Raw genomic sequence first — 12,901 nt, forward strand, 5'->3', positions numbered from 1 at the left:
ATGCCTTCGGTACGTCCTTTCGGGTGTCCGTGTGTGGAGGTTTCAGCCCTTGAGCGCGCCCGACATGAAGCCCCGTACGTAGTGCCGTTGCAGCAGCAGGAAGAGCAGGAGGCAGGGCACGGCGAGGACCACCACGCCCGCCTCGGTCGCCCCGTAGTCGACGGCGCCCATGCTCTGCTGCCGCAGGTTCGCGACGGCCAGCGGCAGGGGGGCCTTCTCGCTGTCGGAGATGAGGATCAGGGGTGCGATGAAGTCGTTCCAGGCCGCGAGGAAGGCGAAGAGGCCCACGGTGATCAGGCCCGGCCGTACCGCGGGGAGGAGGACCCGGCGCAGTGCGCCCGCCGTGCCGCAGCCGTCGACGAGCGCCGACTCCTCCAGTTCGCGCGGCACCGCCTCGAAGGCGATCCGCATCATGAAGGTGGCGAACGGCAGTTGGAACATGGCGAGCACCAGGCTCAGCCCGATCAGCGAGTTCTGCAGGTGGAGCCTGCCGAGCAGCACGTAGAGCGGGATGAGGAGCGTGGCGTACGGGACCATGAGGATGGCCAGGGTGAGCAGGAAGAGCAGGTTCTTGCCGGGGAAGGTGAAGCGGGCGAAGGCGTAGCCGCCGAGCAGTGACACCCCGAGGGTCAGGGCCACGGTGAGCGCCGAGACGACGGTGCTGTTGAGGAGGTACCGCCACAGGCCGGCGTCGTACTCGAGGAGCGTCCGGTAGTTGCCGAGGCCGTAGCCGGATTCCTGCGCGGTGCCGGGCTGTCCGCTGACCGAGGCCCAGGCGTTCCACAGCAGGGGGAAGAGGAAGATGACGGCCAGGCCTGCGGCGACGACGTAGTGGGGCGTCCGGCCGAGGGCGCGGGTGAGCACCGTGGTGTCCCTTCTCCAGAGGCGGGTGTCGGGTGCGGGGCGGGTCATGACTCGTCGGCGTGCCGCAGTCCGCGGAACTGCAGGACGTTGAGCAGGAGCAGCGCGGCCAGCACGAGGATCGACAGGGCCGCCGCGGTGCCGAGGTTCAGCCGCTGGAAGGCCTCGCGGTAGATCAACTGCACGACGGTGACGGTGCTGTTGTCCGGTCCCCCCTTGGTGAGGACGAAGAACTGGTCGAACGCGAGCAGGGATCCGGTCACGCACAGCAGCAGGGACAGGGCGAGCGACGGCCGTAGCAGCGGCAGGGTGATGCCGCGGAAGATCTGGGCGCGGCTCGCGCCGTCCATGCGTGCCGCCTCATACACCTCGTGGGGGATGCGCTGGAGGCCCACGAGCAGGATCAGCATGTAGAAGCCGGCGAACTTCCAGACGACGAGGAACACCGTCGAGAGCAGGGCGGAGGTCGGCGTGCCGAGGAAGGACACCGGCTCGTCGACGAGGCCCAGCTTTTCCAGGGTGCGGCTGAGGGGGCCGGTGGTGGGGCTGTACAGGCCCCAGAAGAGCAGGGAGGCGGAGGCCAGTCCGAGGGCGCCGGGCAGGAAGTAGACCGTGCGAAAGAAGCCGGCGCCGGGGCGGGACTCCTGCACCAGGAGGGCGAGCAGGAGCGCCAGGCCGAGGAGGACGACCGTGACGATCACGGTGTAGAGGAGGGTGAAGCGGACGGCGGGCCAGAACAGGGGGCTGTCGGTGACGTCGGTGTAGTTCTCGGGGGCGTTGCCGCCCCGGTCTCCCGCGAGCAGGGGCCAGTCGCTGAGCGACATCTGCCCGACGAGCAGCAGGGGCAGCAGGAAGAAGACGGTGACGAACAGGGCCGTGGGGGCCGCGTAGGCGAGCCCCTGGACCTTGCGGGACCGCCACAGGGGCGTGGACGTACGGGATCGGCGGGGCTGGTGTTCCGGTGGGGCCCGGTGTTCGGCGGGCGCTCGGTCGGGCGCCTTCACCTGCATGGCTCTCCTCTGCCGGGTGACGTGGGATCTGCCGGGTGACGTGCCGTGTCGCGTGGAGCTGCCGTGGGCCGAGTCACGGGTGGACGCCGCTCAGTCGGCCAGCGACGCGGTGACCGCGTTGTTGTCCTTCTCGACGGACGTCCCGTCACCGAAGACGGCGTTGCGCATCATGGTCAGCCAGGGCCCGTTGGGGTCGTTGAAGGTCTGGCCGAACTTCAGCGCGTACGGCGTGCGGCCGTCCGCCACGAGCTGGTTGATCGTGACCAGGCGCGGGTCCGCGGCGGAGTGCTTGTTGGACGCGAGGTCGGTGCGCGCCACCACGTCCTTGTGCGCGGCGACCACGTCGACCTGGGCCTTGTCGCCCAGGGACCAGGCGAGGAAGTTCCAGGCCTGGTCGGCGGACTTGCTGGTGGCGGCGATGCCGATGGCGTCACCGCCGACGAAGGTGGACTTGCCGCCGCCGGGGCCGGGGATGGGGGCGACGCCGAGGTCGAGGTCCTTGGGCATCAGCCCGAGGGTGGTCGACGGCATGGGCATCACCCCGACCTTCCCCTTCGGGAAGACCCCGGTCCAGGTCGTGCCGGTCTCGTCGCGTGCGCCGGGTGCCACGATGTCGTCCTTCACCCATCCGCGGTAGGTCCCGTAGACCTTCTGCGCGGTGGCGGAGTCGAGTTTCGCCTCGGTGCCGTCCTTGTTCAGTACGTCGTCGCCCGCCGCCCAGATGGACGGCCACCAGGTGAAGACGCCGCAGCCGCCGCAGCCGCCGCCGAAGAAGGTGCCGTCGACTCCGCCGCCCAGCGCGTCCACGGCCCGTGCCTGCCGGTCCCACTCCTCCAGGGTGGTGGGCGGCTTCGCGGGGTCGAGCTTGGCCCGCCGGTAGAGCTCCTTGTTGTAGAAGAGCACCGACAGATCGAGGGTGTGCGGCACGACGTACTTCTTGCCCTCGTACGTACCGGCCTTGATGTGCGACTGGGCGAGGTGTTCGGCGAAGGGCAGGGCGTCGAGGCGTTCGGTGAGGTCGGCGAAGAGCCCGCTGGTGGTGTAGTTCGGGACGAACACCACGTCGGAGGCGAAGAGGTCGGGCAGGTCCCGGGATCCGGCGGCCGCGCCGACCTTGGCCTGGTAGTCGTCGGTGGGGATGACAGTGAGTTCGATCTTGTTCTTGTGGCTCGCGTTGTACGCCTTGACCAGTGCCTCGCTCTGCGGCCGGGTCGCCGCCCGCGTCCACATGGTCAGCTTGGCGCCGTCGTCGACCCCGTTGGCGTCCGCCGCCCTGCCGCCCGCGCCGCCGTCCGATCCGCCGTCCCCCGACCCGCAGGCCGTGACCAGGCTCGCTGCGGCGAGGAGCGCGACAGCACCGGTGACGAGCCGGTGTACGCGTCCACGTGGTCCGGTCGTGCTCCTCATGACGATCCCCCTCGACAGAAATGAACCGAAAAGGCTTTCTGAAAGCTAGGGCGCGACCAACACGCCGTCAATCCCCTTGCACGGAGGGGTTGTCGGACCTCACCGAAACCTGCGGAGACGCCCTGGACTCACCGCTGCCGAAACATCTCGCGTACCGTTTTACGCGCGACGTGCCACCCTCGACGGCCTCGGCACGCGACGCGAGACAGGAGAACACCCATGACACAGGCCGCCGGCCCCTCTCGTTCGCATCCCGCCACGCTCGGCGACGTCGCCCGGCTGGCGGGCGTGTCCATCGCCACCGCGTCCAAGGCCCTCAACGGCCGCAGCCAGGTGCGCGCCGAGACACGCCAGCGGGTGATCGAAGCCGCCGAGCGGCTGTCGTTCCGGCCCAACCAGCTGGCCCGCGGTCTGCTCGCCGGGCGGACGGGGACCGTCGGTCTGCTCACCAGCGACCTGGAGGGCCGGTTCAGCATCCCGATCCTCATGGGCGCGGAGGACGCCTTCGGGGCGGGCGAGGTGGCGGTCTTCCTGTGCGACGCCCGCGGCGACGCCATCCGCGAGCAGCACCACGTCCGCGCGCTGCTCGGACGCCGCGTCGACGGTCTCATCGTGGTGGGCAGCCGGACCGACCCCCGCCCTTCCCTGGGCCGCGAGCTGCCCGTCCCCGTGGTGTACGCGTACGCGCCGTCGGACGACCCCGACGATCTGTCGATCGTGCCCGACAACGTCGACGCGGGCCGGATCGCGGTGGAGCATCTGCTGGCCTGCGGCCGGACCCGGATCGCGCACATCACCGGCGATCCCGGGTACCTCGCGGCGCGGGACCGGGCCGAGGGCACGCGGGCCGCGCTCGCCCGAGCCGGTCTGGCCCTGGTCGGCGAACCGCGGTTCGGGGCCTGGTCGGAGGGCTGGGGGCGGGCGGCCACCGCGCTGCTGCTCGACCAGCACCCGGAGGTGGACGCCGTCCTGTGCGGCAGCGACCAGATAGCGCGGGGCGTGATGGACGTGCTGCGCGAGCGCGGTCACCGGGTGCCGGAGGACGTGGCGGTGATGGGCTTCGACAACTGGCAGGTCATGACGTCCGCTTCGCGCCCGCCGCTGACGAGCGTCGACATGAACCTGGAACAGGTCGGGCGCGCGGCCGCGCACGCCCTGTTCACCGCGATCGGCGGGGTGCGGCGGTCGGGTGTCGAGACCCTGCCGTGCCGGGTGGTGATCAGGGGATCCACGGCGCCGTTGTCCTGAACCACGCCGTTGCCCTGGAACACGTACTCGCCCTGAACGACCCGTCGGTGAACACGGGTGTCGTCCCTCTCTCTTGACACTCCATCAGCTCCCTCCTACGTTGCGAAAACCTTTTAGGTCGTTTCAGCACTCCCCGGGTCATGCACGTAGGCGCCATCGCGGGCGAACGCTTGTCGTCAGCCGGACAGGGAGCATCCGATGAGAAGACCGCACGTCCTCCTGGTACGACGCCGGCGCACGAGGTGCCTCCTCGTCGCCCTGGTGCTCAGCGTCTGTTCCGTCGTGACCGCGACCCCGGCCGCGGCGGCGCAGACGATCGGTTTCCCCACCTTCAGCGGCCCCGCGATCCCGGCCCCGCCGGTCGCCCACACATCGGGCGACATGATGCGGAGCATCTACGACGCGGAGAGTTCGGGGACCGACTTCTGGATGGACCGCATGCTGGCCCGTTCCGGAGACGACCCGGCCGGCCCCTGGCTGATGAGCCGGGGGCGGGCGGTCTTCATGAAGACGCACAACCCGGCGGTGTTCGGCTTCGGCGGCCAGGTCGCCTACTGGGAGAGCATCAGCAACGACAACGCCTACACCGTCGCGATCAGTCCGGGCACCTTCACCGAGCAGGTCGCCCAGCGCCGGCAGACGCCCAGCCACTGGAAGAGCGTGCACACCAGCGGCTCGATCACGGTCGACCAGACGAAGTTCATCACCGACAACAACGTCGCGGTGACCAACCTGTCGATCAGGAACAACGGGACCGGCTCGACCACCCTGCAGTTGCGGGCGACCTCCCCGTACGCCACCACGGGCACCGGCAGCGAGCTGACGGGCCAGGTCAACGCCTACAACAACCTCACCACCATCCGGCCACGGCTCACCGGCGACGGTTTCACCGCCTCGGGCGGCGCGCTCAGCCGGTCCGTGACGGTCCCGGCCGGGGCCACGGTCACCGCGAAGGTGGTGATGGGCTTCGTCACCGACGAGATCCCCGCATCGCTCACCGACTACAACGCCTACGCGGGCTACTCGAACGCGACCGCGTTCGCCACCCACGTCAAGGCCTACAACCTGTGGTGGGCGCAGAACGTGCCCTACATCGACGTGCCCGAGCCCGCGATCAAGAAGAACATCTACTACCGCTGGTGGCTGATGCGCTTCAACAACCTCGACGCCGACATCCCGGGGCAGACCTACCAGTTCCCGACCTCGACCGAGGGCGTCCTCGGCTACAACAACGCGATCGCGCTCACCCAGCCGATGCACATCGACGACCTCAAGTACCTCCGCAATCCGGCCTACGCCTACGGGGACTGGCTGAGCGTCGGCCAGACCTCCAAGGGCGGCCGGTTCCTCGACAACCCGGGTGACCCGGAGAACTGGTCCAACAGTTACACCCAGTACATCGCCGAGGCGGCGTGGAAGAGCTACCAGATCCACGGCGGCCAGCCGGCCATCGCCGCCAGCCTGGCCAAGTACGCGGAGGGCGACGTCAAGGGCCAGCTCGCCCACTACGACCACGACAACAACAAGCTCATCGAGTACGACTGGGGCGCCCTGACCGGCAACGACGCCGACGCGGTGTCCTTCCACTGGAAGCCCGGGAACATGGACCGCGCCGAGTCCGCCTACCAGTACAGCGGCGCGCTCGCCGCGGCCCAGGCCTACGAGACGGTCGGCAACACGGCGAAGGCCACGGAGATGCGCACGCTGGCGACGCAGATCAAGGACGCCATCGTCAACGTCCTCTGGAATCCCGGCCGGCAGCTGTTCGAGCACCGGCTGAAGTCGACCAACGAGTGGGTGCCCTGGAAGGAGATCAACAACTACTACCCGTTCTCGGTGGGAGCCGTCCCCAACACCGCCACCTACCGGCAGGCCCTGCGCCTGTACGACGACCCGGCCCAGTACCCCGTCTTCCCCTTCTACACGGCGAACCAGGCCGACAAGAAGGCGGCGGCCGACGCCGGGAACCCGGGCTCGAACAACTTCTCCACCATCAACTCCACGGTCCAGTTCCGGCTCTACTCCTCGGTGCTGCGCAACTACCCCAACTCCTGGATGAGCGCGACCGACTACAAGAAGCTCCTGTACTGGAACGCCTGGGCGCAGTACGTCGGCGGCAACACCCAGTGGCCCGACGCCAACGAGTTCTGGGCCGACTGGAACGGCAGCTCGATCACCTACCGCTCCTGGATCCACCACAACATCCTGGGCAGCAGCAACTGGACGGTGATCGAGGACGTCGCGGGGCTCCGGCCGCGCAACGACGCCAAGGTCGAGCTCTCCCCCATCGACATCGGGTGGTCCCACTTCACCGTCAACAACCTCCGCTACCGGGGCGCCGACCTGTCCGTCGTCTGGGACGACCCGGCCGACGGCGTGGTGCGCTACCCCGGCATCCCGGAGGGCTACTCGATCTACGTCAACGGCAACCGGGTCGCCACCGTCGCCTCACTGGTGCCCTTCACCTGGGACCCGGCCACCGGCGAGGTCACCACCAGCGGCACGGTCACCCACCACACGGCCGTCCCCGGCCTCAAGGCGCCCCAGCAAGTCGTGCAGAACAGCCCGCAGATGGTCGACATGCTCGCCAAGGCCGGCGTCGACCTGACCGCCGACCTGACCAACCTCGCCTCCGGGGCGAGCGTGACCGCCTCCCACACCGGGTCCGGCAGCAGTGTCTCCGGCGCGGTCGACGGATACCCCACCAACGAGCCCTTCTGGGGCGCCGGCGGCTCCGCCAACAGCCAGGACTGGTACGAGCTGAACTTCGGCACCGCCCGCACCCTCAACGAGGTGCGCCTGTACTTCAAGGACAGCCGCCCGGCCAGTACCACCTACCGGGCGCCGTCCGCGTACACCATCCAGTACCTCAACGGGAGTTCGTGGGTGAACGTGCCCGGCCAGACCAAGAGCCCGGCCGCACCGCGCGCCAACTACAACCTGGTGCAGTTCCCCGCGATCAGCGCCCAGCGGATACGGGTCCTGGCCACCAACGCCTCCGGCGCCAAGACCGGCCTCACCGAGGTCAAGGTCTTCAACCGGGGCGGTGTCCAGCCTCCGGCCAACCTGGCGACCTCCGCGACGGCCTCCGCGTCGTACACCTCCCCCTGGGAGAGCGTCACCGCGGTCAACGACGGGATCGATCCGCCGTCGTCCAACGACACCGTGAACCCGCGCTGGGGGACCTGGCCGGAGACCGGTCAGCAGTGGGCCGAGCTGACCTGGCCGTCGGCGAGGACGCTCGACAGGGCCGAGGTGTACTTCTTCGACGACGACCAGGGCATCGACATGCCCGCCTCATGGAAGCTGCAGTACTGGAACGGCAGCGCCTACGTCGACGTGCCCGGCGCCGGCGGCTATCCGCTGGCCAGGAACCAGTACAACACCGTCACGTTCACCGCCACGAGCACCACACGACTCCGAGTGCTGCTCACCGGCAACGGCACCAGCTCTGTCGGCCTCCTCGAAGCAAAGGTGTACGGCCCGTGACCCGTTCCAGATGCCTGTCCGCGCTCCTCGCCCTCCTCGCCCTGGCGGTCGCCTTCCTGGTGGCGCCACCGCCCGCTGCCGCCGCCGTCGGCTTCACCTCGACGGGGGTGAACCAGAACGGCGGCAACTGCCTCGACCTGCCGGGCGGTTCGCCGGCCAACGGGACGCAGCTGCGTGCCTTCACGTGCGGCTCCGGCGCGAACCAGAACTTCGGCTTCGCCCCGGTCTCGGGGACGAGCGACACGTACACGATCACCACGCCGTCCGGTCAGTGCGTCGACGTGTACGGCGCGTCCACGGCTGACAACGCGGCGATCATCCAGTGGCCCTGCCACGGCGGGACCAACCAGCAGTGGCGGCTCGCCGCGGTGTCGGTGAGCGGCACCGACAAGACCTTCAACCTGGTCTCCGTCGGCTCCGGCAAGTGCGTCACGCCCAGCGGCGGCTCGTCGGCCTCCAACACCGACCTGGTGCAGCTTCCGTGCGCCACCGCGAACGGCAGGGTGTGGCGGCTGCCCGCCTTCACCGGCGGCGGAACGGGCGCGAAGACCTACACCAACCCGCTGTCGCAGCACGGGCCGGACCCCTGGCTGACGTACTACGACGGGTACTACTACCTCGCCACCACCACCTGGAACTCGACGGTCACCATGCGCAAGGCCGCCACCCTGGCGGGGCTCGCCACGGCCACCGACCAGGTGATCTTCAACCTCAGCCGGCCCAACGGGGCGGGCACCATGTGGGCCCCGGAGTTCCATCTGCTGGACGGCCCCAACGGGAAGCGCTGGTACTTCTACTACACGGCCGGGCGGGAGCCCTACGACCTGGGCACCCAGCGCATCCATGTGCTGGAGAGCGCCGGACTCGACCCGATGGGCCCCTACACCTTCAAGGCCGACCTGCTCGACCCGACCCAGGACAACACCTGGGAGCTGGACCCGAGCATTCTCCAGCTGAACGGGAAGCTCTACCTGCTCGGCACCTTCTACAACGGCTCGCAGCCGATGTTCATCCGGCCGCTGTCCAACCCGTGGACCGCGAGCGGCACCCGCCGGGTGCTGTCCACCCCGACCTACAGCTGGGAGACGGTGGGCGGCGCGGTCAACGAGGGCGCCGAGGTCCTGCAGCGGAACGGCAAGACCTTCATCGTCTACTCCGCCAGCCACTGCTCCACGCCCGACTACAAGCTGGGCATGCTGACGTACAACGGCGGTGACCCGCTGAGCTCCTCGTCCTGGGTCAAGTCGCCGAACCCCGTCTTCCAGCGGTCCAACGCCAACGGTGTGTACGGGCCCGGGCACAACGGCTTCTTCAAGTCGCCCGACGGGACGGAGGACTGGATCGTGTACCACGCCAACAACTCCGCGAGCGGTGGCTGCGACATGAACCGCACCACCAGGGCGCAGAAGTTCACCTGGAACGCCGACGGCACTCCGAACTTCGGCACCCCGGTGGCGCTCGGCGTCACCCTGCCCGCGCCGTCAGGCGAGTAGCCGCGCGAGGAACGGCGCCAGGGTGCCGGTCAGGGTGTTGTGGGACGCGGCGGCGAACAGCGGGTCGAGGTGGTTCATCCCGCTGTCCGTCTCGTACACCGCGTACGGGACACGGGAGGCGGCCACGACCTCGCGGGCGGCCGACGCGATCGTCCCCCTGGCGTAGCTCGTCTGGAAGACGTAGAGCGGAACGTCCAGGTCCGCGGTGTGGAGCAGCCGCAGACCCAGCGAGCGCGCCAGGCGGGTGTCCGCGTAGGGATCGGCGACATCGAGGTCCACCGACGCCCGGGCCGGCCAGTACCACTCCCACACGGCCGGCTCGGGGCCGCCCGCGTACGCCGCCGCGACGCGGCTGATCGGGGTGATGCCGGTGTCGACCCAGCCGCGCACCTCGCCGCTGTCGGCGAGGTGCCCGGAGTGCACGCTGATGTCGTTCGGCCAGCCGAACCCGGCGTCCACCAGCGTGCCCAGCAGACCGGCGTTGGTGACGGGGTACGGCGGCCGCAGGGCGTCGGGCAGCCGGGGCTGCAGGACCGAGCGGCCGTCCGGGTCGCTGTGCGCGTACCAGCCGGCGAGCTGGTACCAGATCTGGGTGCTCTCGGCCCGGCCGCCCAGCCCGACGCCGCTGAGGGTCAGGTCGAAGACGGCGCCGCGGTCGATCGCCGCCAGCCGCTCGCGCACCTCCTCCGGGGAGTTGTGGACCGGCTGCCCGGTCCCCTCGAACGCCCCGCGCACCCCGCCGTCGATCAGCACCAGGGCCGTGAGATCGCGGTGTCCGGGGCGGCCGTCGAAGTCCCAGGCGGCGTAGGTCATCGCGGTGGTGGCGCCCCAGGAGTGGCCGCCGAGCACCACCCGGCGCCGACCGCCGTGTGCGGCGGCCCGGACGACCGTGCGCAGGTCCTCCAGGGTGCGGGTCAGGCCCCATCGGGCGGCGAAGGCGGAGGCGGCCGGGTCCTGGGAGCGGTAGTGGCCGTCCAGGTAGTACCCGGCCGGGTCGGCGGTGGCGAAGCCGGAGCGGTCGGCCAGGTTCTCCTCGCGCCGGTCGAACGCCCACACCTGCACGCCGGGCACGGCCCGCACGAGATCTCGGGCCAGTAGCCGGAAGTCGTTCGCGGCCCCGAACATCCCCGGGACCAGCACCAGGGCCGTGTGCGCCGAGTCGGGACCGACCTTGAGCACGTGCACCCGGTCGGTTCCGGCCGGACCGCCCCCGGCGCCCACCGCCAGCGGGACGTACGGCTCGCGGGCCGCCGCCCGGTCCCGCCGCCCGGCCGCGGAGGCCGGGCCGGCCATGGCGGCCGTCAGGGCGAGGCCGCCGACGATCCCGCCGAGCACGGCTCTGCGGGGCGGTTCCCTTCTCATGAGGCGCACCCGCCCACCCGCTTGCTGCTCAGCGCCACGTCGTCCATGCGGAGGTCGTACGACGAGGGGGTGGGGTCGGACTGGTACAGCTGCCAGCCCAGCTTGAGCCTGTCGAAGCGCGGGAAGACGAAGTCGTCCGCCGTGCCGCCGTGTTCCTTGGTGGACACGGTCAGCTCGGGCTTCTCCACGCCGTCCAGATAGACGGTGACGCGGTTGTCGGTGGCGTCGAGGTGGAACTCGACGCAACTCCAGGTCCCGGCCGTGGCGGGAGCGGACGTCTTCCAGGCGGTCCAGTCCCCGGTGGGGCCCAGGTCGGAGCCGACTCCCCAGAAGTTGCCCTGATCGGTGGGCGCGTACTGGCCGCCCAGCGGGCGTACCAGGGTGGGGGCGTCGGAGCCGGAGGCCTCCGCGACGGTCCAGTGCGCCCAGGCGGGGGCTATGGGGAACCGGTCGACGCGCAGTCGCAGCCGGGCCCAGAAGCTGTTGCCGGAGGGCGCGAGGTCGGAGAGGACGAGGAAGGCACGACCGTTGCCTTCCGTGTGCAGCCGGAGTTGGCGGCCGTGTCCGGTGGTGCTCCGTTCGACGGTCAGCGAACCGTTGGAGGTGTCACTGGTCCAGCCGCGCCCCGAGGTCACGGGGCCGAGGGGCAGGCGGTCGAAGTTCTCCCGGACGAAGGTTCCGTGCGGGGCGGGAGTGGCGGAGGCGGTGGGGGGTGTCGCAAGCAGCGTGGCCGCCACCGCTGCCGCGGTGGCGAGCTTCCTCATGCGTGTCATGGGGGCCAGTCTGCAACATTGAAAGCTCAAGCAACATAAGGGACTTGAGTTCCGCGCAGCCGCACTCCCCGGCGGTCCCGCAGAGCCGTCCTACACGGCCACCCGGGAAAAGGCCGGCGCGGGAACGGACGCTCCGCGATCGGCCGGCTTGCGGATCAGCAGCAGCGCCGCGTCGTCGTGCAGCCGGCCGCCCACATGCGCCAGCAACTCGTCGTGGAGCCCGGTGAGGGTGCGGGCCGGCTCGTCGCACACATGGCGCTCCAGTCCTTCGACGAGCGGATAGAAGGCGCGGTCGCGGTCGCGGGCCTCGATGACCCCGTCGGTGTAGAGCAGCAGCTGGTCGCCGTCGGCGAAGGGCAGCACCTGGAGGCTGGGGATCTGGTCCGTGAGGGCCCGCAGGCCGAGCGGCGGTGCCGGATGCGTGGGCTCGACCGACTCGACCCCGCCGGTCGCGCGGACCAGCAGCGGAGGCGCGTGACCGCAGTTGACCACCTCCAGCTGGCCGTCCCGGGGATACCCGGCGACCACGGCCGTGACGAAGTCGTCGCCGCCGAGGTTGCGCGCCAGGCTCCGCTCGATCCTGTCGACGACGGCGAGCAGGTCGGGCTCGTCGTAGGCGGCCTCGCGGAAGACACCGAGCACGAGTGCGGCGGTACCGACGGCCGGCAGTCCCTTGCCGCGGACGTCGCCGACGATCAGCCGCACCCCGTACGGGGTGGGGATCAGCGCGTAGAGGTCTCCGCCGATACGGGCCTCGGCCGCCGCGGCGCTGTAGCGGACCGCCGCCTGGAACGGGCCGACGGTGGCGGGCACGGGCTTGAGCAGCGCGTGCTGGGCGGTCTCGGCGACCGAGCGGACGGCCGCGAGCACTCGTTCCCGGCGTCCGCGCAGCGCGCTGGCCAGGCCGCTCGCCAGGGTGACGGCCACCAGGGCGGACAGGACGGCCGCGAGCTCGCCGCCGGGAACGCCGTCCCGGATGCCGAGCGTCACGCCGAGCCCCGTGGCGAGGAGGCCGACGCACAGGACACCGCGCGGCCCGTTGGTGGTGGCGGCCAGCGCCGGCCCGGCCGCGAGCAGGGGCAACCAGATCATGCCGGCTCCGCCCAGGAGATCGGCGAGCACGACGGCGGAGACGAGCAGCACGGGGAGTACGGGCAGTACGGGTGTCCCGGTGGCCGCTCGATTCCTGAACAGCCGTGCCGGCCAGTGGTCGTCACCATGGTCTCGGGCCTGACTCATGTCTTGTCCGCAGTCCTCA

9 protein-coding genes are annotated in these 12,901 nt (G+C 70.4%); 3 read left to right on the forward strand and 6 right to left on the reverse strand.

Translation table 11 applies throughout. From position 1 onward, the window contains the following. Positions 1-42 precede the first annotated feature (42 nt). The 3 genes from ACPT94_RS10430 to ACPT94_RS10440 form a co-directional block, all read right to left on the reverse strand. Entirely contained in the window at positions 43-864 is an 822-nt protein-coding gene (locus ACPT94_RS10430) for a carbohydrate ABC transporter permease (RefSeq protein ID WP_360331958.1), read from the reverse strand. Between the two features lie 44 nt (positions 865-908). Continuing rightward, positions 909-1,871: a carbohydrate ABC transporter permease gene (locus tag ACPT94_RS10435; protein ID WP_360331851.1), complete on the reverse strand. Its 963-nt coding sequence runs from the start codon at positions 1,869-1,871 to the stop codon at positions 909-911. A 90-nt stretch (positions 1,872-1,961) separates the two neighbouring features. Beyond that, entirely contained in the window at positions 1,962-3,278 is a 1,317-nt protein-coding gene (locus tag ACPT94_RS10440; RefSeq protein WP_425245700.1) for an ABC transporter substrate-binding protein, read from the reverse strand. Between the two features lie 219 nt (positions 3,279-3,497). Between ACPT94_RS10440 and ACPT94_RS10445 the strand changes: the two genes are divergently transcribed. The 3 genes from ACPT94_RS10445 (at position 3,498) to ACPT94_RS10455 (ending at position 9,508) form a co-directional block, all read left to right on the forward strand. Further along, complete coding sequence (locus ACPT94_RS10445; protein ID WP_360331856.1) at positions 3,498-4,526, forward strand: LacI family DNA-binding transcriptional regulator; 1,029 nt, start codon at positions 3,498-3,500, stop codon at positions 4,524-4,526. A 198-nt stretch (positions 4,527-4,724) separates the two neighbouring features. Beyond that, positions 4,725-8,015, forward strand: coding sequence for a discoidin domain-containing protein (locus ACPT94_RS10450; RefSeq protein WP_425245701.1), 3,291 nt, complete (start codon positions 4,725-4,727; stop codon positions 8,013-8,015). Further along, the gene (locus ACPT94_RS10455; protein WP_425245702.1) at positions 8,012-9,508 is read left to right on the forward strand and encodes a family 43 glycosylhydrolase; all 1,497 of its coding nucleotides are present in this window, start codon (positions 8,012-8,014) and stop codon (positions 9,506-9,508) included. The genes ACPT94_RS10450 and ACPT94_RS10455 overlap by 4 nt, the downstream gene beginning before the upstream one ends. Here the strand turns inward: ACPT94_RS10455 and ACPT94_RS10460 are convergent. From ACPT94_RS10460 to ACPT94_RS10470, 3 genes are all read right to left on the reverse strand, one after another. After that, on the reverse strand, positions 9,497-10,870 hold the full coding sequence (locus tag ACPT94_RS10460) for an alpha/beta hydrolase (RefSeq protein WP_425245703.1): 1,374 nt from the start codon (positions 10,868-10,870) through the stop codon (positions 9,497-9,499). The genes ACPT94_RS10455 and ACPT94_RS10460 overlap by 12 nt on opposite strands. Then, positions 10,867-11,643, reverse strand: coding sequence for a hypothetical protein (locus ACPT94_RS10465; protein ID WP_360331868.1), 777 nt, complete (start codon positions 11,641-11,643; stop codon positions 10,867-10,869). Before ACPT94_RS10465 ends, ACPT94_RS10460 begins: the two co-directional genes overlap by 4 nt. Positions 11,644-11,733: 90 nt before the next feature. Further along, the gene (locus ACPT94_RS10470) at positions 11,734-12,882 is read right to left on the reverse strand and encodes a PP2C family protein-serine/threonine phosphatase (protein ID WP_425245704.1); all 1,149 of its coding nucleotides are present in this window, start codon (positions 12,880-12,882) and stop codon (positions 11,734-11,736) included. Positions 12,883-12,901: the final 19 nt, after the last annotated feature.

It is taken from the genome of Streptomyces aurantiaciflavus, from assembly GCF_049808595.1.
Lineage (GTDB): Bacteria > Actinomycetota > Actinomycetes > Streptomycetales > Streptomycetaceae > Streptomyces.